16 protein-coding genes and 18 tRNA genes are annotated in these 20,614 nt (G+C 45.5%); 32 read left to right on the top strand and 2 right to left on the bottom strand.

What is annotated here, in order from left to right; genetic code table 11:
- Positions 1–46: 46 nt before the first annotated feature.
- The 19 genes from A6K76_RS01065 to A6K76_RS00975 all read left to right on the top strand — a co-directional run bounded on the left by A6K76_RS01065 (position 47) and on the right by A6K76_RS00975 (position 2,311).
- Positions 47–120 (top strand) — tRNA-Trp (locus A6K76_RS01065).
- Between the two features lie 21 nt (positions 121–141).
- A tRNA-His gene (locus tag A6K76_RS01060) sits at positions 142–217 on the top strand.
- A 25-nt stretch (positions 218–242) separates the two neighbouring features.
- Positions 243–317, top strand: a tRNA-Gln gene (locus tag A6K76_RS01055).
- A gap of 23 nt (positions 318–340) precedes the next feature.
- Positions 341–416, top strand: a tRNA-Lys gene (locus A6K76_RS01050).
- Positions 417–427: 11 nt separating this feature from the next.
- Positions 428–512: transfer RNA gene (locus tag A6K76_RS01045), tRNA-Leu, on the top strand.
- A 46-nt stretch (positions 513–558) separates the two neighbouring features.
- Positions 559–633, top strand: a tRNA-Gly gene (locus A6K76_RS01040).
- Positions 634–637: 4 nt separating this feature from the next.
- Positions 638–726: transfer RNA gene (locus A6K76_RS01035), tRNA-Leu, on the top strand.
- An 18-nt stretch (positions 727–744) separates the two neighbouring features.
- Positions 745–821 (top strand) — tRNA-Arg (locus A6K76_RS01030).
- Positions 822–839: 18 nt separating this feature from the next.
- Positions 840–916: transfer RNA gene (locus A6K76_RS01025), tRNA-Pro, on the top strand.
- Positions 917–925: 9 nt separating this feature from the next.
- Positions 926–1,001 (top strand) — tRNA-Ala (locus A6K76_RS01020).
- Positions 1,002–1,023: 22 nt separating this feature from the next.
- Positions 1,024–1,097: transfer RNA gene (locus tag A6K76_RS01015), tRNA-Met, on the top strand.
- A 12-nt stretch (positions 1,098–1,109) separates the two neighbouring features.
- A tRNA-Ser gene (locus A6K76_RS01010) sits at positions 1,110–1,202 on the top strand.
- 29 nt (positions 1,203–1,231) lie between these two features.
- Positions 1,232–1,306, top strand: a tRNA-Met gene (locus A6K76_RS01005).
- A gap of 3 nt (positions 1,307–1,309) precedes the next feature.
- Positions 1,310–1,385 (top strand) — tRNA-Asp (locus tag A6K76_RS01000).
- A 7-nt stretch (positions 1,386–1,392) separates the two neighbouring features.
- A tRNA-Phe gene (locus A6K76_RS00995) sits at positions 1,393–1,468 on the top strand.
- A 10-nt stretch (positions 1,469–1,478) separates the two neighbouring features.
- Positions 1,479–1,555, top strand: a tRNA-Ile gene (locus A6K76_RS00990).
- A 9-nt stretch (positions 1,556–1,564) separates the two neighbouring features.
- Positions 1,565–1,640, top strand: a tRNA-Asn gene (locus A6K76_RS00985).
- A 4-nt stretch (positions 1,641–1,644) separates the two neighbouring features.
- Positions 1,645–1,716, top strand: a tRNA-Glu gene (locus A6K76_RS00980).
- 154 nt (positions 1,717–1,870) lie between these two features.
- Positions 1,871–2,311: a disulfide oxidoreductase gene (locus tag A6K76_RS00975; protein WP_066461224.1), complete on the top strand. Its 441-nt coding sequence runs from the start codon at positions 1,871–1,873 to the stop codon at positions 2,309–2,311.
- Positions 2,312–2,366: 55 nt separating this feature from the next.
- Here A6K76_RS00975 and A6K76_RS00970 read toward each other — a convergent pair whose 3' ends face one another.
- The gene (locus A6K76_RS00970; RefSeq protein ID WP_066461222.1) at positions 2,367–4,448 is read right to left on the bottom strand and encodes a right-handed parallel beta-helix repeat-containing protein; all 2,082 of its coding nucleotides are present in this window, start codon (positions 4,446–4,448) and stop codon (positions 2,367–2,369) included.
- A gap of 54 nt (positions 4,449–4,502) precedes the next feature.
- The gene (locus tag A6K76_RS00965; protein ID WP_066461220.1) at positions 4,503–5,390 is read right to left on the bottom strand and encodes a DMT family transporter; all 888 of its coding nucleotides are present in this window, start codon (positions 5,388–5,390) and stop codon (positions 4,503–4,505) included.
- Between the two features lie 229 nt (positions 5,391–5,619).
- Between A6K76_RS00965 and A6K76_RS00960 the strand changes: the two genes are divergently transcribed.
- From A6K76_RS00960 to A6K76_RS00900, 13 genes are all read left to right on the top strand, one after another.
- Positions 5,620–6,117: a DNA-deoxyinosine glycosylase gene (locus A6K76_RS00960; protein WP_245671928.1), complete on the top strand. Its 498-nt coding sequence runs from the start codon at positions 5,620–5,622 to the stop codon at positions 6,115–6,117.
- Between the two features lie 420 nt (positions 6,118–6,537).
- On the top strand, positions 6,538–8,202 hold the full coding sequence (locus A6K76_RS00955) for a peptide ABC transporter substrate-binding protein (protein ID WP_066461216.1): 1,665 nt from the start codon (positions 6,538–6,540) through the stop codon (positions 8,200–8,202).
- Between the two features lie 199 nt (positions 8,203–8,401).
- Positions 8,402–9,334: an ABC transporter permease gene (locus A6K76_RS00950; RefSeq protein ID WP_066461210.1), complete on the top strand. Its 933-nt coding sequence runs from the start codon at positions 8,402–8,404 to the stop codon at positions 9,332–9,334.
- The gene (locus tag A6K76_RS00945) at positions 9,331–10,251 is read left to right on the top strand and encodes an ABC transporter permease (protein ID WP_066461209.1); all 921 of its coding nucleotides are present in this window, start codon (positions 9,331–9,333) and stop codon (positions 10,249–10,251) included. The genes A6K76_RS00950 and A6K76_RS00945 overlap by 4 nt, the downstream gene beginning before the upstream one ends.
- A gap of 15 nt (positions 10,252–10,266) precedes the next feature.
- Entirely contained in the window at positions 10,267–11,313 is a 1,047-nt protein-coding gene (locus tag A6K76_RS00940) for an ABC transporter ATP-binding protein (RefSeq protein WP_066461207.1), read from the top strand.
- Positions 11,314–11,315: 2 nt separating this feature from the next.
- Positions 11,316–12,224 carry an ABC transporter ATP-binding protein gene (locus tag A6K76_RS00935; RefSeq protein ID WP_139108624.1) on the top strand — a complete coding sequence of 303 codons (909 nt, stop codon included), beginning with the start codon at positions 11,316–11,318 and terminating at the stop codon, positions 12,222–12,224.
- 348 nt (positions 12,225–12,572) lie between these two features.
- The gene (locus A6K76_RS00930) at positions 12,573–13,409 is read left to right on the top strand and encodes a putative RNA methyltransferase (RefSeq protein ID WP_066461203.1); all 837 of its coding nucleotides are present in this window, start codon (positions 12,573–12,575) and stop codon (positions 13,407–13,409) included.
- 290 nt (positions 13,410–13,699) lie between these two features.
- The gene (locus tag A6K76_RS00925; protein WP_066461201.1) at positions 13,700–14,581 is read left to right on the top strand and encodes an NAD-dependent epimerase/dehydratase family protein; all 882 of its coding nucleotides are present in this window, start codon (positions 13,700–13,702) and stop codon (positions 14,579–14,581) included.
- Positions 14,582–14,678: 97 nt separating this feature from the next.
- A complete protein-coding gene (locus tag A6K76_RS00920; RefSeq protein WP_066461231.1) occupies positions 14,679–15,290 on the top strand; it encodes a lysophospholipid acyltransferase family protein in 612 nt (203 codons plus the stop codon).
- Between the two features lie 220 nt (positions 15,291–15,510).
- On the top strand, positions 15,511–15,981 hold the full coding sequence (locus A6K76_RS00915; RefSeq protein WP_066461199.1) for a low molecular weight protein-tyrosine-phosphatase: 471 nt from the start codon (positions 15,511–15,513) through the stop codon (positions 15,979–15,981).
- Between the two features lie 53 nt (positions 15,982–16,034).
- Positions 16,035–16,901: a KPN_02809 family neutral zinc metallopeptidase gene (ypfJ, locus tag A6K76_RS00910; protein ID WP_066461196.1), complete on the top strand. Its 867-nt coding sequence runs from the start codon at positions 16,035–16,037 to the stop codon at positions 16,899–16,901.
- A gap of 388 nt (positions 16,902–17,289) precedes the next feature.
- Positions 17,290–18,009: a YebC/PmpR family DNA-binding transcriptional regulator gene (locus tag A6K76_RS00905; protein ID WP_066461195.1), complete on the top strand. Its 720-nt coding sequence runs from the start codon at positions 17,290–17,292 to the stop codon at positions 18,007–18,009.
- 328 nt (positions 18,010–18,337) lie between these two features.
- Positions 18,338–20,083, top strand: coding sequence for a methyl-accepting chemotaxis protein (locus A6K76_RS00900; RefSeq protein ID WP_066461193.1), 1,746 nt, complete (start codon positions 18,338–18,340; stop codon positions 20,081–20,083).
- Positions 20,084–20,614: the final 531 nt, after the last annotated feature.

Here is a 20,614-nt window from a genome sequence, read left to right as displayed (position 1 = left end):
TGTAATCAGTAGGTCGTGGGTTCGACTCCTATCGCCGGCACCATGTAGGGGCATAGTTCAAAGGTAGAATAGAGGTCTCCAAAACCTTTGGTGTGGGTTCGATTCCTACTGCCCCTGCCATCTTTAAATTCTATTACTATGGCGGTTGTGGCGAAGTGGTTAACGCACCTGATTGTGGTTCAGGCATTCGTGGGTTCGATTCCCATCAGTCGCCCCATTTTCTAACTATACTTTTTTATTATTGGGGTATAGCCAAGCGGTAAGGCAACGGATTTTGATTCCGTCATGCCCTGGTTCGAATCCAGGTACCCCAGCCATTTTAATTTATTATTAACATTACGTGCTATTAGCTCAGTTGGTAGAGCATCTGACTTTTAATCAGAGGGTCGAAGGTTCGAGTCCTTCATGGCACACCATTTATAAATATGCGGGTGTGGCGGAATTGGCAGACGCACTAGACTTAGGATCTAGCGCCGCAAGGCGTGGGGGTTCGACTCCCTTCACCCGCACCATTTTAATTTCATATACTGTCAGAGTAAAAAATATCTTATGCATTTTGCGGAAGTAGTTCAGTGGTAGAACACCACCTTGCCAAGGTGGGGGTCGCGAGTTCGAACCTCGTCTTCCGCTCCAAAATGCCGGGGTGGCGGAACTGGCAGACGCACAGGACTTAAAATCCTGCGGTGAGTGATCACCGTGCCGGTTCGATTCCGGCCCTCGGCACCATTTTTTAAATTTCATAGCGCGCCCGTAGCTCAATTGGATAGAGCGTCTGACTACGGATCAGAAGGTTGTGGGTTCGACTCCTGCCGGGCGCGCCATTTATTTTTGATAGATTTCGGAATGTAGCTCAGCTTGGTAGAGCACTTGGTTTGGGACCAAGGGGTCGTAGGTTCGAATCCTGTCATTCCGACCATTCTTTATTGGGGCCTTAGCTCAGCTGGGAGAGCGCCTGCCTTGCACGCAGGAGGTCAGCGGTTCGATCCCGCTAGGCTCCACCAATCGTTTTATTATTCGTATTACGGCTACCTAGCTCAGCTGGCTAGAGCATTCGGTTCATACCCGAAAGGTCGTGGGTTCGACTCCCTCGGTAGCCATTTATTATTTTTGGAGGTATACCCAAGTCTGGCTGAAGGGATCGGTCTTGAAAACCGACAGGCGGGTAACACCGCGCGGGGGTTCGAATCCCTCTACCTCCTCCATTTTTAATAATTAAATAATGTAGTATTGTCGCGGGGTGGAGCAGTGGTAGCTCGTCGGGCTCATAACCCGAAGGTCGTAGGTTCAAGTCCTGCCCCCGCAACCAAATGGTCCCGTGGTGTAGCGGTTAACATGCCTGCCTGTCACGCAGGAGATCGCCGGTTCGATCCCGGTCGGGACCGCCATTTTTGTGGGTTTGTAGCTCAGTTGGTAGAGCATTAGATTGAAGCTCTAAGTGTCGGCGGTTCGATTCCGTCCAAACCCACCATTATTTTTATGGGCCTATAGCTCAGCTGGTTAGAGCGCACGCCTGATAAGCGTGAGGTCGATGGTTCGAGTCCATTTAGGCCCACCATAAAGTGATTCCGAAATAGCTCAGTTGGTAGAGCATCCGGCTGTTAACCGGCAGGTCGCAGGTTCGAGTCCTGCTTTCGGAGCCATAAAGGCCCGTTGGTCAAGTGGTTAAGACACCGCCCTTTCACGGCGGTAACACGGGTTCGAATCCCGTACGGGTCATATTGAAAAAGCATTTAGCATAGGCTAGATGCTTTTTCTTTTTGTATTTACAAAACTATAAAGCATTCAAAATAAGTGCAACAGTACATTCACGCTTTGCATTGAAAGATAGTATAATGATAGGAAAATGTATTTTTAAGGTGGCTTTGGAATAATGTCTAAAAAAATTGAGAACAGTATGCTCGTAATATGGACAGTCGCATTTGTCGCAACGCTTGGTTCGCTTTATTTTTCGGAAATTCGTGAATATGAGCCGTGTAAGCTTTGCTGGGTGCAACGAATTTTCATGTATCCGATAGCAATCATAATGACGGTCGCATACATTCAAAAAAATCCGCGCATCGTTGTGACGACGTTAGTATTTTCAATTATCGGTGGCTGTATTTCGGCGTATCATTATGCGATTCAAAAAATTGATTTATTTCAAGATAATGCGATTGCGTGTGGTGCGGTGCCGTGTACAGGAATGTATATTAACTGGTTTGGTTTCGTGACGATTCCGTTTTTAGCGTTAACGGCGTTCGTTATTTTAACAGCAGTTGGCTTTTATATTTTAAAGCAGCTAAAGCAGGAGGAAGTAGAGGAAGAGGAATAAAAACAACAGGCAGTGCAATCGTCGAGGGTGACGGTTCGCACTGCCTTTTTTATTGCTAGGTAATGGTCGTATGAACTGTAATAATATCTTCTCCGTCGTGCCGTTCAATCGTTGTATGTTGTATTTGGAGCAGTGGACAATGGCGTGCATGTAAGCCGTCGCCGTAGCCAGAATGAATGGCGGTGTCGGTCAGGATAGTTTTACAGCGATCTAGTGAAAGTTGCGTTTGGTCGTGCTCGGTAAGATGAACGTTTTTTAAATGAGTGTCGCCGTTAGTAAACTGTAAGCCGGTTTTGCCACCGCGAAACAGGCTATGCTTAATAAATGTGCTAGCGTCATTACTTTGCCACTGTGCGTCGTTTTTAACGAATTGTAATCCTTCTGCGTAAAGTGTACCGTGCTGCTGCTCAAACGCGCGCGTATGACCAAATATGTGCGTGTACTGTAGCGTTGCCTCACCATCGAGCATATAAATGCCGCTATCGTCGTGGTTGCGCAGCTCGCTATGTGAAACGGACACGTCGCTTTTTTTCATATACAAACCGTAGCTTTTGCCGTCTGCGAGCTGTAAATGCGTCAGCTGTGCGGTGCTGTTATGAATGGCGATGTGCGCATTTGTGCCTTGCTCGATTGAAATGTTGCTGCCGATAATCGTTGAATGTGCATGAATATGAATCGTTTCGCTTTGAATGTTCATTGCAGAAATGTGCTGTAAGCCGACGATGCTCGCTTCGATGACGATTGCAGGATGCTTGGCAATATGCTCGCGAATGGAAATGTGCTCTAGCTGGACGTTTGATTTTAAAATGAAAATGGCGTTCGTGCCTGCTTGTGTAAACGTGCTGTTGCGTACGCTTGCTTGCGATTCTCCGTTAAAGGCGAGCTGGCTATTGTAGCTGCGTCCGAAATGACACGTATCGATGACGCCTTCAGATTGGAACTCGTAAAAGACGGCCGCTTCATCGCATTGTGTAAAGGCGCAATTGAATACATACACTTTTGATTGGCGACTGTGTAGCTGAATGTGCTGATGCTGTATAAATTCGCAGTTGCGGAGCGTCAGTAGCGAATGCTGTTCACAATATACTGCAGACGATGCGCTTTGCTTAAACATGCATTCGTTTAAATCGATAATGCTATCCTCGACGTACAGCTGTGGATATTTTGGGTTTTTTGACGCGGTAAATAGCGTGCGCTCGACGATGACTTTGCCCTTTTCCTTCACGCTTAATGAGTTGCCGTTCGTTTCTTTAAACACGCACTGGGCGAGGTGAAGATCGTTAATGCCGATCGATTTGACTTGCAAGTTTTCATGTTGTTCGCATGTGACGTATAGCAGCTTTCCTTTTGAATTTTGCTCAAATAACATGCCGCTTTGTGCTTTTTCGAGATGGCACGATTCGAACGCGGCTGTCGATTCACGCACGTAAATTTGATAGTCGTTATGCCCTGTAAATTCGCAGTGCAGCAGATGAATGTTTGATTGCTCGATAGCGGAAATGGCGTGGACGTTGCCGTTTTGCCAGCGCGTGTTTTTAAAGCGCACGTTCGAGTTGCTCATAACGACGCATTGTGTGCCTTCATGATGATGGAAGCTGCATTCGTTCACCTCACCGACAGATTCACGCTCAAACTGCACACCTTTGAAATTTTGCTCAAAATACGTAGCGAGCAATAAAATTTCGGAATGATTGACGAAGCAACCGACGTGGAATGGTCCTTTGATGAGCGTGCTTTCGATGCGTGCGTTGCCGTTTTTAATTTGAATACCTTGGTCTCGCGCATTTGTCGTTGTGAGCTGACAATGAAACAACGTCAGCTGACACGAGCCGGCAAATAGCGCAATCGCATCGCGTGGCTCGGCAATATGAACGTATTTTAACGTCGTATGCCCGTAGCAATCGATGCGAGGAATATTTGAAAAAGTTACGTTTTCAATCGTGACGTTTGCGGTGTTTTCAACTTTGAATCCACCTGTACATGTCGTGCCGTTGCCTTTAATCGTGACGCTTTTAGAAATGGTGAAAAATTCATCGTACTGCGTATGCTGTAGTATGATTGTGTCGCCGTCTTGTGCTTGCTGCAGTGCCTCATGAATCGAATAAAGTGGTCCTTGCTCTGAAACGATGTGATGCATATCACTCGACCTCCTTATTACGATAAATGCCCGAAATGAAAACAGCTAAAACACTTAATCAGCACGCTCGTAGCTTAATTCGGGTGCGACGCGGCGAGGACGATTTACTAAATAAATGCCGGCAATGATAAATAGCGAGCCTGCAATTAAGCTCCACGATAGCGGATCTTTAAATACGAGCGCCCCTGTAAGAACACCGAAAAATGGCGCTAAAAATAAAAAGCTGCTCGTTTTCCCTGCCTCGCCGTGCTCAAGTAAATAAAACCAAAGCGCAAACTGTACGACCGATGATAAAATGCTGAGCCATAGCACGATGCCGATCGATTCAGCTGTCGTGATGAAAAATGGTTTTTCCATAATGAAGCTAAGCAATAGTAAAATAATGCCGCCACTTAACATTTGGTACGCGGTTAATACCCACGTATTAATTTTCGCGTTCCATTTCTTCATAAGCAGCGTCGAAAATGCCCAAAATACAGCGCCGCTAAAGCCGATGAACATGCCGATTTCAAATTTCAGCTCGCCGCCCATCGTGATGAATACGCCGATGAAGCCACAAATGACGCCGACCCACTGATATGTATAGTAGCGCTGCGTGAAAAATAGCGTGCCAAAAATGATGACAAGTAGCGGGTTCATAAACGTTAAAATAGACGATTCACTCGCCGTAATCGTGCGCAAGCTTAAAAAAATACAGCCCATGACACCAGCTGTTTGCAGGGCGCCGATACAAACGATTTGTAGCCATTCTTTCGTCGTTTTCGGCATCGGCTGCTTTAAGTACGCGATGACAATTGCCATGAGACCACCTGCTATGATGAAGCGAAGTGCGGCAAGTAGTAGTGGCGATGCGTACACGAGCCCGAGCTTGACGACCGCAAACGACGAACCCATTAAAAATGTTGTGAAAATAATTAACCCATAAAAATGAAGCGCTTTCATAAATATCACCTCTTATAAAAGAATTGTATGTAAAAACGAGAGCGATGAAGCCCTCGGTTGGAAATACAAGCATAGTACGTGCTTTTGCTTCTTCTAGGTGTGAGTGTATACGAAAAGGGCGCTTTCGTTAAACGTTGTATAATAAAAGGTAAGGTAACGAACGCGCATTTGTGCATAAAAATTATTCATTAATAGTATAACATGTTTCATAATGATGGGAGGAAAAAACTTGATTGTCAATAACTTGAATGCTTTCGTTCACGATACGACACGCGTGCTTATTATCGGCTCGATGCCTAGTGTGCAGTCGCTACAAAAGAAGCAATATTACGGAAATCCGCGCAATCATTTTTGGGGCATAATCGCGCATCTTACAAATGAACATGTACCTGACGTATATGAAGAGCGGCTCGATTTGCTTCGTCGTCACGGCATCGGCTTATGGGATGCGATTGCAAGCTGCGAGCGACAAGGGAGCTTAGACGCGGCCATTAAACAAGAAGTGCCAAACGATTTTGCGGCGTTGTTTCGCGCATATCCACAAATTGAAGCGGTGTTTTTTAACGGCGGTAAAGCGTTTACGGTGTTTAAGCGACATGTCGGGCTCGATGTACTTGCAGAGCGTCATTACGAGCAACTGCCATCGACAAGTCCGATCCCAGGCAAAAACATTAAGTCGTTTGATGAAAAAATCGATGTTTGGCGTGCGATTGAACGCTATATATGAACGTCGCGGTTAAGGTAAAACAAGTGCCCTCAGGAAATTCAACATTTCTTGAAGGCACTTGTTTGCTTTTGTCGTCACTTTCCTTTGAGCGGTCTGTAGTGTAACGCCACGCCTCAACATGAAGAGTATATAAATCAAAAAATAACATAAAAGCATAAGAGTAACCGGTAACATATACGTTGTTACAGATGATTTTTGATACGATATCAATTTTTTCTAAGCCTTTTGATGTGACGCTGCGATGTAACGTTAAGTTGTTTAATTTGTTTTATATGTAATGTATTTTCTGTTTCGTGTAAAAATATTATATGATTAACAATTCCATTCCAAAGCTTTATTTGGTATATTTTAAGAGAATGAATCGATGTCCACTCACAAAGGGGATGGGAATTGTTCATAACTTTATTAGGGGGTAGGCGCATGAAAAAGAATAATTTTCTTGTATTAATGATGCTGTTATTACTTTCTGTTGTGCTTGTCGCATGTAACTTCGGCGGCGAGGAAGAGACGACAGATGATAGTGGCACGACAACAGATACGGATACGACGACAGATGATAGCTCAGGCGGCGACAAAGAATTAAATTTAGTCGTAGCATCAGAGCCACCGTCATTACATCCACAACTAGCAACAGATACAACATCTTCAACAATTATGAGCAGTACACATGAAGGCTTAATGACACTGAAAAACGGCGAGCCCGTACCAGGTGTAGCAGAGTCGTATAAAATGAGTGACGACCAATTGACGTATACATTTACGCTGCGTGATGCGAAATGGTCAAACGGCGAGCCAGTAACAGCAGAAGATTTTGCATACGCGTGGGAATTCGCATTAAATCCAGCGAACGCTTCTGAATACGCAACAATTTTATATGCGATCAAAGGGGCAGAAGCTTACAACTTAGGTACAACGACGTCATTTGATGAAGTTGGCGTAAAAGTAATTGATTCAAAAACGTTAGAAGTAACGTTAGAGTCACCGACACCGTATTTCTTAGAATTAACGGCGTTTAAAACGTTATACCCAATTCATAAAGCAACAGCAGAAGCGAACCCGAAATGGTACACAGAAGCGGATACGTACGTAGGAAACGGTGCGTTCGTATTATCGCAATGGCAGCACGCAGGTTCATTGACGCTTGAGAAAAACCCTGAATATTGGGATGCAGACAACGTGAAGTTAACGAAAGTAAACATTGAAATGGTCGAGTCTGAGACGACGCAAATGACGAAATTCGAGTCAGGCGAAATTGATTTCTTAGGTACGAACTACGGCAAAATTTCATTAGATGCGATTGAGCGTTTACAATCTGAAGAGTCGTTAAACATCGTCGACTATTCAGGTATTTACTGGTACAAGTTCAACACGACAGATGACGTTATGAAAAACGCTAACATTCGTAAAGCGTTAACGTTAGCGATTGACCGTGCAGGCTTAATTAAAAACGTAACGAAAGGTGAAGAGGAGCCAGCGCTTGGTATGGTGCCAAACGGTGTTGAAGGCTTCGGCGATGATGCAGGCTTCTTTAAAGATGCGGATTATGAAGGGGCAAAAGCAGCACTTGATGCAGGCTTAAAAGAGCTTGGCTTATCGGATCCGAGCGAATTAAATTTAAAGCTTTCATTTAACACGAGCGATGCACACGCAGTTATCGCACAATACATTCAAGAAGGCTGGAACAAAAATTTAGGCATTAACGTAACGCTTGAAAATGCAGAGTGGCAAGTGTATTTAGATAAGTTAAGCAGCTTAGATTACCAAATCGGTCGTCTCGGTTGGATTGCGGATTACAACGATGCGTATTCATTCTTAGAAATGTATAACAGCGCAGACAACGGCAACAACGACACAGGTTGGTCGAATGAAGAATATACAAACTTATTGAAGCAATCGACAACTGAAACAGATCCAGCGGCGCGTCTTGATTTACTGAAAAAAGCAGAGGAAATCATCATTGCAGAGTTCCCAGTAGCGCCAATTTATTACTACACGAACCTTTATGTAGTAAAAGATTACGTGACAGGCATGGAGCCAGACAACTTAGGTAATATTAACTTAAAAGACGTTGATGTTACGAAATAAAAAGTGATACAGGCGGGGGCTGCTTTCAATTCGAGTAATCGAACGAGGCAGTGCCCGCTTTATTCTTTACTGCGCTAAATGAACGAAGTAATGAATTTAATTGCGGGTTTTCACATCGATGCAGTTTTAAGCAGAGTTGCTTATTACCTCGATGCTAGTAGCGACTGTTAATTCAACTCAACTTAAGGGAGGACATCGTATGTTACAGTACATTGTAAAACGTCTCGTGTACATTTTACTTGCGCTTTTTTTAATTATTACGGCGACGTTTTTTTTAATGCGCTTAGCACCAGGAAGCCCGTTTGCGAGCGAGCGTGATTTCCCGCCGCAAATCGAGGAGCAGCTCAATGCGAAATACGGGCTCGACAATCCTTGGTATATTCAATATAAAGATTACTTAATTGATTCGGTGACGTTTGATTTCGGCGAATCGATGAAATATAAAGGACGCTCGACAAACGACATCATCGCGGAGAGCTTCCCGATTTCACTGACGCTCGGTATGCAGGCGATGCTTATTGCAATCGGCTTTGGTATTTTGCTCGGCGTCATTTCTGCGCTTTATCATAACAAGGCGCCCGACTACGTATCGACCATCATCGCCGTACTCGGAATTTCCGTGCCGTCGTTCATTTTAGCCGGGCTGCTGCAATATTATTTAGCGTATGAGTTTAAAATTTTCCCTGTAAGTGGCTGGAAAGGATACGTGTATAGCATTTTACCGTCGCTTGCGATCGCATTTACGCATATGGGCTTTATTTCAAAGCTGACGAGATCGAGCATGCTTGAGCAAAACAATAGCGAGTACGTGAAAATGGCGCGGGCAAAAGGGCTTAGCAAATGGAAAGTCGTATTTAAGCATTCTCTCCGTAATGCGTTGCTACCGGTCGTAACGTATTTAGGACCACTTGCAGCAGGTGTCATTACAGGAAGCTTCATCATCGAGCAAATTTTTGCGATTCCAGGGCTCGGTCGCCATTTCGTGACGTCGATTACGAACCGTGATTATACGGTCATTATGGGAACGACTGTGTTTTACTCGATCATTTTACTGTTTGCGGTGTTCATCGTTGATATTTTATATAGCATCATCGACCCGCGCATTAAGTTGAAAGGGGCGAAAAAATCATGACAGAGCAAAAATTACGCGACGGTGCATTCGACATTGTCGGCATGCATCGAGAGGAACAAGAACAGCTTTCTTCAAAGCCAGTATCGTTTTGGAAGGAAGTATTATACCGCTTCAAACAAAATAAGCTCGCCGTATGTGGGTTAATCGTCTTAATCATTATTGCGCTTATGGCGATCATCGTGCCGGAAGTGTCACAATATAAATATAGCGATCAGCTCGGCGTGTACAATCAGCCACCATCTGCAGAGCATTGGTTCGGCACAGACGATTTAGGGAGAGACATTTTCGTCCGCATTTGGGCAGGGGCGCGCATTTCATTATTTATCGGTATTACCGCAGCGCTTATCGATGTAATTATCGGTGTTATTTGGGGCAGCATTGCAGGGCTTGCCGGTGGGCGAACAGATAACATTATGATGCGTATTGCGGACGTGTTAACAGCTGTACCGTATTTACTTGTCGTAATTATTTTAATTGTTGTGATGGAGCCAGGGCTTGTGCCGATGATTATTGCGCTATGTATTACCGGCTGGGTGAACATGGCACGAATTGTACGCGGCGAAGTCATGTCGATTAAAAATCAAGAGTACGTATTAGCGGCGCGCACGCTCGGAGCAGGAACAGCGCATTTAATTCGCAAACATTTAATTCCGAATGCGCTCGGGGCAATTTTAGTGACGATGACGTTAACGGTGCCTGCTGCCATTTTTACAGAAGCATTTTTAAGTTATTTAGGCTTAGGCGTTCCCGCACCTCGAGCAAGCTGGGGAACGATGGCATCTGAAGGGAATAAAGCGCTCATGTCGTATCCGTGGCGACTGTTTTTCCCGGCGTTTTTCATTTCATTAACAATCTTTGCGTTTAATGCGGTCGGCGATGGACTTCGCGATGCGTTAGACCCGAAATTACGAAAATAAGAGGTGAGTACGAATATGAAGCCAAAGCTGTTACAAGTTAAAGATTTGCACGTTCATTTTAAAACGTATGCCGGCATTGTGCAGGCAGTGCGCGGTGTGAGCTTCGAGCTATATGAGGGGGAGACGCTCGCGATTGTTGGTGAATCCGGCTCTGGAAAAAGCGTGACGAGCAATGCGCTTATGAAGCTTATTCCACAGCCCCCTGGCATTTACGCAGGCGGTGAAATTTTATTTAACGGGCGCGACATTATTCCGCTATCGGACAAAGAGATGGCGAAAATTCGCGGCAACGACATCGCAATGATTTTCCAAGACCCGATGACATCGCTCAACCCGACGATGAAAATTGGCAAGCAAATTACCGAGGTCATTTTGCAGCATAAAGCAGCGTCGCGTTCGGATGCAAAAGAGCGCGCGATGGAACTATTAAATTTAGTCGGCATTCCGTTTCCTGAAAAGCGCTACAAGCAATATCCGCATGAACTGTCAGGTGGTATGCGCCAACGAATTGTCATTGCGATTGCGCTCGCGGCGAACCCGAAGCTGCTCATTGCTGACGAGCCGACGACCGCGCTTGACGTAACGATTCAAGCGCAAATTTTAGAGCTCATGAAGGACATTCAAAAACGTAGCAATACGTCGATTATTTTCATTACGCATGATTTAGGCGTTGTGGCGAATGTGGCAGACCGTGTCGCTGTTATGTATGCAGGGCAAATTGTTGAATACGGCACGGTGAACGAAATTTTTTATAACCCGAAGCATCCGTATACGTGGGGGCTTCTCGGCTCGATGCCGGATTTAAGCAACAGCTCGGATGAATTGCTGCGAACGATTCCGGGCTCGCCGCCGAACTTAATTCACCCACCAGTTGGCGATGCGTTTGCGCCGCGTAACGAGTTTGCGATGGCGATTGATTACGAAGCGGAGCCACCAATGTTCCAAGTATCGCCGACGCATTTTGCGAAAACGTGGCTACTGCATCCAGACGCGCCGAAAATTGACGTGCCACAAGTAGTACAGCAGCGCATTGACCGCTACGTAAAGGAAGGTGAGGCGTAATGCTGCAAAAGAAAATTTTAGAAGTAAACGGCTTGAAACAATATTTCGGCTCGGCGTCGAATCCGATTAAAGCAGTCGACGATATTTCGTTTTACGTATACGAAGGAGAAACGCTCGGACTCGTTGGCGAATCAGGAAGCGGGAAATCGACGACAGGGCGCTCGATTATTCGGTTGTACGACGTGACTGGTGGCGACATTCATTTTAAAGGGCAAAACATTGCTGCTATAAAGTCGCGCAAAGATTTAAAGCATTTCAATAAAGAGATGCAAATGATTTTCCAAGACCCGTACGCCTCACTCAACCCGCGTATGACGGCGAGCGAAATTATTACGGAAGGCTTTGACATTCATGGCATGTACAAAAATAAAAAGGAGCGCGCCGAAAAAGTTGCCGAGTTGCTTGAGGCGGTCGGACTAAATCGCATGCACGCTTCACGTTATGCCCATGAGTTTTCAGGTGGACAGCGCCAGCGTATCGGTATTGCGAGAGCACTAAGCCTAGATCCGAGCTTCATCATTGCCGATGAACCGATTTCTGCGCTCGACGTGTCGATTCAAGCGCAAGTTGTAAACTTACTAAAGCAAATTCAGCGCGAGCGTAATTTAACGTATTTATTCATTGCGCATGATTTGTCGATGGTAAAATACATTAGCGACCGCATCGCTGTCATGTACCGCGGCAAAATTGTTGAAATCGGACCAGCCGATGACATTTACAATACGCCGCGCCATCCGTACACGAAATCGCTACTATCTGCCGTACCACAGCCGGACCCGTTAAGCGAGCGTACACGCACACGTATTCCGTATGTTCATGAAGAAACGGACGGGGACATGATCGCGCACGAAGTATCCACCGACCATTACGTTTTTGCGACGAGTGAGCAGCTCGCACGTTGGCAATTGTAGCGAAGTACACGACCGCTTCGTGCTATAATAAATAACTTGAGCACGTATATTTAATAAGAGCTGTGTTGCGACGAAATGACAGAAAGCAAGTCGCATACATGTTCAATAGTAGCTATATAGAACATAATGGCAGGCTCGAAACAAGAGGCGGACTCCAGCGGGAAAAGCGCGAGCATCAAGACCCCACAGCGTAAGCGAGGAGGCTTGAGGAAGGTGATAAACGCCACGTCCATGTGGCATCACCTTCATGACAAACATCGTGTTCGCCTCCGCGCCCGCGGAAAGCCTGTCTCGATGTGAAGAGCCGAATAAAATCATTGTCTATAGAGCAGTAAAGAACGAAAGACGGTGAACGGTGTGCTTTCAAGAAGAGCAGAAGGAATACAATTATTGCGCGCACATGAGGAGAAATTGAGCTGCCCTCATTGCGCACAGCAAGTAACAGTGAGTGAAGAAGGGCGCATTGCCTGCGAAAACAACCACTCATTTGACGTCGCAAAGCAAGGCTACGTCAACATGTTAACGCATGCGGTGCAGTCGATGTACACGAAAGACTTATTCACATCGCGCAAAACGGTGCTAGAAAGCGGACTGTATGACGACGTACAGCGCACGCTTGCGAGCTATATCGAAAACGGTGCAGTGGTTCTTGATACAGGCTGCGGCGAGGGTACACATTTAGCGCGCATTTGCGAAAAGTCAGGCGCGTTCGGTATCGGCATCGATTTAGCGAAGGAAGGCATTATCGAAGCGGCACGTCATTACAAAAAGGAGGCGTGGATCGTTGGCGACTTAGCGAAAAGCCCGTTTCCAGCGGCGACGTTCGATGCGATTTTGAACATTTTATCGCCGGCGAACTACGATGAATTTAAACGACTGTTAAAGCCGAATGGTCGCGTCATTAAAGTCGTGCCAGCTGAGCGTTATTTAACAGAGCTACGCCAACAGCTATTTGCGGATTCGGAAAAAGAATCGTACTCGAACGCACAAACGGTCGCACGCTTTAACGAAGCATTTACGCATGTTGAGCAGCAGCGCGTTACGACGACGATGGCACTAACGCCTGAGCTTGTGCCGCATTTGTTAAACATGACACCAATGGGCTGGCATCGCGATGAAACGAAGGATATTACGCTTTCGCACATTACGATTGATGTTGATGTGTTGATTGGAACATATAAGTAACGAAAACAAAGCTGTCCGATATAAACGTCGGGCAGCTTTTTTTGTGCTTGCACTTCGATACAATTAGACGACATGAAAATATGTTACAATTTAGTTCCGCATTATACAGATGAGTTCATTTATGGAGGTTGCTTGAAACAAGAGGCGGACTCCAACAGGAAAAGCGAAAATTCTTTTTGCGACGAGTAACCGCAGGAGCATGAGACTACAAGCTCACGCCAAGCCCGCCTCGACGTGGAAAACAGCATTATAATAAAAGCCTACAATTTCGTTAACAAGGAGGAATGAACATGGCAACAATTTTAGTATTAGGTGGTACCCGTTTTTTCGGTAAAAAATTAGTGGAACGTTTACTTGAGAGCGGACATGATGTGACAATCGCAACGCGCGGACAAGCAGGCAATCCGTTTGACGAGCGCGTTACACATTTACAATTCGACCGTACAGACGCGGCGGCATTTGAAGCGGCAGTGCAAGGCAAGTCGTGGGACATCGTGTACGACAACATTTGCTACAGCCCAAACGATGCGCGTGAGGCGGTGCGCATTTTAGAAGGCAAGGCAGGCAAGCTCGTGTTTACGTCATCGCTTGCGACGTATGACCCGCGCGCTAGTATTCGCACCGAAGAAGACTTCAACCCACATATACATGAAATACGCGAAGGCAACACGGCGGACTTTTCTTACGGTGAAGGGAAGCGCCAAGTCGAAGCAGTATATTATCAGCAGGCAAGCTTTCCGGTCGTGGCAGTACGTTTCCCAATCGTTGTCGGTGAGGATGATTATACGGAGCGGCTATTGTTTCACGTGCAACATGTGCTTGAACGAAAACCAATCGCATTCGCAAGCTTAGATGCGCGCATGTCGTACATTACGTCAGACGAAGCGGCGGCGTTTTTACAATGGGCAGGTGAGGAAGCAAAAGCGGAGCCGTTTAACGCAACAGCAAGTGGCGACTATACGATTGCACAGTTCATTGCGCTCGTCGAACAAGCAACAGGCGAGCGTGCGAAAATTGCGCTTGGTGGTGACGATGCAACGCGCTCTCCGTATGCAGTTGGGGCAGATTGGTACATGACGAACGACAAGGCGACGCGCGCAGGCTTTACGTTTAGCCATTTACACGATTGGTTGCTGCCGTTAATCGAGCGTCTTGTCGCGTCACAACGTTAATCACTCGTTGCGACAACGATACGCATCGAGTAAAATGAAAGTAGCAACGAAAATACGTTCACAACAGAAATTTTGGACGAAAAGGTAGGCAATGATCGTGTATAAATTAACAGCGAATTTAGTAAAAGGATTGCTTGTAACAGCGGGTTCATCTGCGCACGTGTACGGCAAAGAAAATGTTCCGACTGAAGGTGGCTTCATTATCGCCTGCACGCACACAGGCTACGTCGATATTTTAAGCTTAGGCGTGTCGATGCTACCGCGCGAAATTCATTTCATGGCGAAAAAACAGCTGTTTGACATAAAAGGCTTAGGCTGGTTCATTAACAAATTAAATGCGTTCCCAGTAGATCGTGAAAACCCAGGGCCGAGCGTAATTAAAATTCCACGTCAGCTCATTAAAGAAGGGAAAATTGTCGGCATTTTCCCAAGCGGTACGCGCAACGCCGAAAGCTCAGAGCTCAAGCAAGGGGCCATTACGATTGCACAGCTATCAAAAGCACAAATCGTCCCAGCTGCATACGTCGGTCCAAGCAACGCAAAGGACGTCTTTTCATTTAAGCGTGAGCGCGGCTATTTAGTGTTTGGCGAGCCATTTACACCGGCAACAGGCAAAGAAGGACGCGATGAAGCGACGAAGTATTTAGAGAAGGAGCTGCTTCGCTTAACAGACGAAGCGGAGAAAAAACGCGCGGAAAGCAAGCGTTAGTCGCAAATGATATAAGTTGCAGAGAGCTTGTTGCAGCTCGCTTTCCTAGGGCCCGGCTCAAGCCTCCTCACCGTAAACGGTTGCGGGGTCTTGAGTCACGGGCTTTTCCCCAAGGAGTCTCGCTGCAAGCTCCCTGCCATCTATCCATTTTATAAAATAGCAAGTATCAATAAACCCACTCGACTGAATCGAAGTGGGTTTTTCACTAGGAGGAAACAACATGATTCGAGTATTATTCGTCTGCTTAGGCAACATTTGCCGTTCACCAATGGCAGAAGCAGTTTTTCGTGAAGAGGTAAAAAAACGCGGCTTAGCGCACATCATTGAAGTCGATTCATGCGGTACAGCAAGCTACCATGTCGGTGAGCCACCGCATAAAGGCACACAGGCAAAGCTGCGCGAGTATGGCATTTCTACAGATGGCATGAAGGCGCGTCAGCTGTGGGCATCGGACTTTGACAGCTTCGACTATTTAGTAGCGATGGATTCAAGCAACGTGCAAAATATCGAAAAAGCGCTGCGTAAAACAGGTGATAAAATTTTTCGTTTCCTTGATGTAACACAGCATCAAAAGGACGTGCCAGACCCGTATTACACAGGCGACTTCCAAGAAACGTATGATTTAGTCATCGATGGCTGTAACGCATTGCTCGCAAAAATTGAAGCGGAGCATCCACATTTGTTTTCATAACCATTTTTTACGGGTATAACATGGCACAGAGTACGTAAAAAGGGGCGGGTTTCATGGAGACGAATGGGAGAAGAAAAAGCAGTAACGTAGACGATCGCCGAGGTATGAGTCCAAAAAAGATGGGCGGAATTGGTGGCGGAATCGGGATCATCATTATCATTATTTTTACGTTGTTAAGTGGTGGTGATTTAGGTGACGTCGTAACAAATGTCGTGAACAATAGCGGTGGTACAGAAACGACTGAGCAAGTAGCGTACACACCGACAGCGGAAGAAGAGGAGCTTGCTGATTTCGTATCGGTCGTGCTGGCGGATACGGAAGATATTTGGAACAAGTTATTTCAAGAGCAAGGTATGCAATACGTAGAACCGACGCTCGTGTTATTTACGGATAGCGTCAGCTCGGCATGTGGTTTACAAAGTGCGGCGGTCGGACCATTTTACTGCCCAGGCGATTATTCATTGTATATCGACTTAAGCTTTTATAAAGAACTGCGCGATCAGTTTAATGCACCAGGTGACTTTGCGATGGCATACGTTGTGGCACATGAAGTAGGGCATCACGTACAAACGTTGCTCGGTACGTCACAGGAAGTTCATGCGCAGTCAGGCAACGTATCGGAAGCGGCATATAACGAGCAAGTGAAACGTTTAGAGCTACAAGCCGATTACTTAGCCGGCGTATGGGCACATCACGTTCAAGGTATGGGCTATTTAGAAGAAGGCGATATGGAGGAAGCACTCGTTGCGGCAAACGCAATCGGTGACGACACGCTGCAAATGGAGGCGCGTGGTTACGTCGTGCCAGAAAGCTTTACGCACGGCACAAGTGAGCAACGTATGCGCTGGCTGAAAAAAGGCTATGAAAACGGCACGCTTGATGGCAGCGACACATTTAGCATCCCAGCATCGCAGTTGTAAAAATGTTAGCGTTATTTTTTGTATGTCAGTAGACGAAATAATAGGTTGCTTGAAACAAAAGGCGGACTCTAGCGGGAAAAGCGTGAGCCTTGAGACCCCACAGTGTAGCAAGGCGGCTTGAGGAAGGCAGTAAGCACCGCGTCCATGCGGCACTGCCTTCAGAACTAACATCGTGTTAGCCCCCGCGCCCGCGGAAAGCAACAGGTGAAGTGTCACGATGATACAAGCAAACAAATGGTAACGGAAATGTCGATTTTCGTTACTATTTGTTTTGCCTCAACACTTTTTCTTTCCGCGCATTGTGTTGTATAATAGTACAGTCAAAAAAAGCTTTATTGTGCGCTTTAGGGCGAAAAATCATTCAAAACATGAAAGCGAGTGGAGCGACATGGGTCGTAAGTGGAATAACATTAAAGATAAAAAAGCGGGGAAAGATGCAGCAAACAGCCGTATTTATGCAAAATTCGGTCGTGAAATTTACGTAGCAGCAAAATCTGGCGAGCCAAACCCAGAATCAAACCGCGCATTAAAAACCGTATTAGAGCGTGCAAAAACATATTCAGTACCGAAACACATTATCGAAAAAGCGATCGACAAAGCTAAAGGAGGCGGCGACGAGCAATTCGATGAGCTACGTTATGAAGGATTCGGCGTTGCGGGAACAATGGTCATCGTGGACGCATTAACGAACAACGTAAACCGTACAGCGTCAGAAGTGCGCGCAGCATTCGGCAAAAACGGCGGTAACATGGGTGTATCTGGTTCAGCAGCGCACATGTTCCAACATACAGCAGTATTCGGTATTGAAGGTAAGTCTGAGGACGAAATTTTAGAAATTTTAATGGAAGCAGACCTTGATATGCGCGACATTATGGAAGAAGACGAAACGATCATCGTTTACGTTGAGCCAGAGCAATTCCACGTAACGCAAGAAGCTTTCAAAGCAGCAGGTATTGAGGACTTCACAGTAGCGGAGTTAACGATGCTACCGATGACGGAAGTAGCATTAGAAGGCGACGATTTAGCGAAATTCGAAAAAATGATCGATGCATTAGAAGATTTAGAGGACGTGCAACGCGTATACCACAACGCTGATTTAGGCGAATAGCAAAAGGAACACCGTAGTCATCATACTGCGGTGTTTTTTATGCTAATTGCGCATATTGTAAACGTTACATGTAGATTGTTTGAAGTTACTGTTTGATTCGAGCAGGAAAGATGAATTTACGCTATGATTATCATACATAAATTTACTTTTCAATGTGTAAAAAGACTTGTCGTATATGAGCTGAAAATAGTGGGAAATAGTATGTATTATGAATCATTCAACGCAAAAGTGTGATAATTTTGTATGATGCAAAAATATGACATTGTAACATCCACGTATTATCACCATACTAAATCTAACAGAATTGATTAAAATGAGGAGGATTTTTGTGAAGAAAGAACAAAAGCTAAGTCGACGTCTCGTTTACTTAGTACTTAGCTTATGCGTAAGCTTAATGTTGACGGTGACAGTAGCGGCGATTGTAGGAGCGCCGTATATCGTTGAACAAGCAATCGCAAAGCAGGCACTTCAAACAGCTAAGCATGTAGCGAGTCAACTAGACGAGCAAGCATATGCTGAAATCGCAAGCAATCCAGTAGAAAATGACTTGTATTGGAAGTTGCGTGAACAATTAAATGATATTCGTGAAAAGTCAGGTGTATTATATGCGCTGACGTACCAAACAACACCTGGGGATGCTGTTCAGTTTTTAGTAGACGGTATGCCGGTTGATGACATAGATGGCGCAGCAACGATTAACAGTACGTCGAGCGTGACGACGCAGGAGCATTTACAAGAGGCGCTACAGAACGATGGCACAACGACGGAAATTTTATCGGATGATACATTCGGTGACTTTTTAACGGCAATTGTGCCGCTGAAGTATGAAGGTGAGGTCATCGCATATGTTGGGGTAGATATTGAAGCGAACCAAATTGCGGTCGTAAAAGAAGATATTTTAAAAACATTCATCCCTGTGTTTATCGCGGTAATGTTATGTATTACAGTGCTAGGCTTACTGATTGTGCGCATCTACATTAATCGTGCATTAGCGCCACTTACAACGCTACAGCAGGCGTCTGAGCAGCTTGCAAACGGACAAGTTGCGAATGCAGAGCAGCTCGTGAGCGGTGTTGATACAACGATGAATAATGAAGTGTCTCGTTTAGCGATGTCGTTTAAGGCGACTCTTGAAACGTTGCGTCATTTATTTACACATATTCAAAAAGAAACAGAGCATGTTGAGCGGGTAATGGAACATTTAACGACACAAGCAGAGGCAGTAAAAGGAGCGCAGCAGCAAATTACAAATACGACGACGTTTATCGAGCAACGTGCGCAAACGCAAGTAGAATCCTCTTCTCAAACGACAGAAGCGATGACAGAGATGGCGGTAGGTATTCAGCGTTTAGCAGATTCAACTAACGCAATTACAGAAGCAGCGCAAGAAGTAACCGGTTTCGTGCGTGCGAGTACCGGCGACACGAAAGATGTTTTTGAGAAGATGAAGGCGTTAAAGGCACTTGTAAACGAAACGACATATAGCGTGCATGAAATGACTGAGCGTTTTACGCAAATCGAAAGCTGCGTGTCCGTCATTACGAGCATTGCGGATCAAACGAATTTGTTAGCATTGAACGCATCCATTGAAGCAGCACGTGCAGGTGAACATGGTGCAGGCTTTGCAGTTGTTGCAGAGGAAGTGCGAAAGCTTGCTGTTTTGTCGAAAACATCGGCAGACGATATTGTCGAGCAACTGCGTATATTTGAGCGATTATCAGAAGATGTAACTGGCCGCATGGAGCAAAGTAATGAGCGCGTCATTAAAAGTACAGAAGCAGTAGCGGTTGTTGAGCGTCATATGGACAATATTTTACAAAATATGAATGAAGTATATGATTACATTCAAGGAGATGCGGCAATTTTACAGGAAATGTCGGCGGGTTCAGAGGAAGTGCTAGCGTCGATGGAGGAAGTAAATCAATCAGCAGACGATATGCTACAGCAAACGAAGCAATCGTACGACGTAGCAAAGGATCAGCAAAAGCTAGTCGGTACGTTAAGCGATGTAGCGGCGACGTTACAGCAATCGTCACGAGACTTAACAAATTTTATGAAGAAGTTTAAAATGTGATCGGGCATGTTAATTAACGCGTGTGACATGTGATTTATCAAGCGTGTTGATACGCCAATCAATTGGCAGAAGCGTATTGCGGCTCGCTTTGTCTCTGCGATTACTCGAGACAAAAAAACATGTGCTGCTGCGATTACTCGTCGCAAAAGTCCTGGGGCTCGGTTGCGAACACGATGTTTGTTCTGAAGGTGGTGCCACACGGACGTGGCGTTTATCACCTTCCTCAAGCTTCCTCGTCGTTCGTGCCTCACGACTCCGAGGTCTCGAGGCTCGCGCTTTTCCCGCTGGAGTCCGCCTCTTGTTTTTTATGCGTCAATCCCAATTATATTGTAACGAACGAGTTCCAGGCGGTTATAAAATCGTTTTTAGACAGAACCTAGTTTAAAATAAAATAAAAGCATAAAAGTGTTAGCTAGGGAATATCACTTTCCTTCTATCACTTTTTTGTGTCGGTTCTTGAATAAATGCTATGATATAGAGACTGTGAATGAATTTTAGCGTTTTGTTAATCGGCTTTTCACATCGAGGTAG

It is taken from the genome of Caryophanon latum, from assembly GCF_001700325.1.
GTDB classification, from domain to species: Bacteria; Bacillota; Bacilli; order Bacillales_A; family Planococcaceae; genus Caryophanon; species Caryophanon latum.
The sequence above is the reverse complement of the archived record's forward strand: the minus strand, read 5'-3'. Positions and strand labels throughout refer to the sequence as shown.

What these genes read in the sequence shown, in the direction of transcription:
- A6K76_RS00975 (WP_066461224.1), top strand. Translation starts at nt 1,871, where the DNA reads ATGTCTAAAAAAATTGAGAACAGTATGCTCGTAATATGGACAGTCGCA.
- A6K76_RS00970 (WP_066461222.1), bottom strand. Translation starts at nt 4,448, where the DNA reads ATGCATCACATCGTTTCAGAGCAAGGACCACTTTATTCGATTCATGAG.
- A6K76_RS00965 (WP_066461220.1), bottom strand. Translation starts at nt 5,390, where the DNA reads ATGAAAGCGCTTCATTTTTATGGGTTAATTATTTTCACAACATTTTTA.
- A6K76_RS00955 (WP_066461216.1), top strand. Translation starts at nt 6,538, where the DNA reads ATGAAAAAGAATAATTTTCTTGTATTAATGATGCTGTTATTACTTTCT.
- A6K76_RS00950 (WP_066461210.1), top strand. Translation starts at nt 8,402, where the DNA reads ATGTTACAGTACATTGTAAAACGTCTCGTGTACATTTTACTTGCGCTT.
- A6K76_RS00945 (WP_066461209.1), top strand. Translation starts at nt 9,331, where the DNA reads ATGACAGAGCAAAAATTACGCGACGGTGCATTCGACATTGTCGGCATG.
- A6K76_RS00940 (WP_066461207.1), top strand. Translation starts at nt 10,267, where the DNA reads ATGAAGCCAAAGCTGTTACAAGTTAAAGATTTGCACGTTCATTTTAAA.
- A6K76_RS00925 (WP_066461201.1), top strand. Translation starts at nt 13,700, where the DNA reads ATGGCAACAATTTTAGTATTAGGTGGTACCCGTTTTTTCGGTAAAAAA.
- A6K76_RS00915 (WP_066461199.1), top strand. Translation starts at nt 15,511, where the DNA reads ATGATTCGAGTATTATTCGTCTGCTTAGGCAACATTTGCCGTTCACCA.
- ypfJ (WP_066461196.1), top strand. Translation starts at nt 16,035, where the DNA reads ATGGAGACGAATGGGAGAAGAAAAAGCAGTAACGTAGACGATCGCCGA.
- A6K76_RS00905 (WP_066461195.1), top strand. Translation starts at nt 17,290, where the DNA reads ATGGGTCGTAAGTGGAATAACATTAAAGATAAAAAAGCGGGGAAAGAT.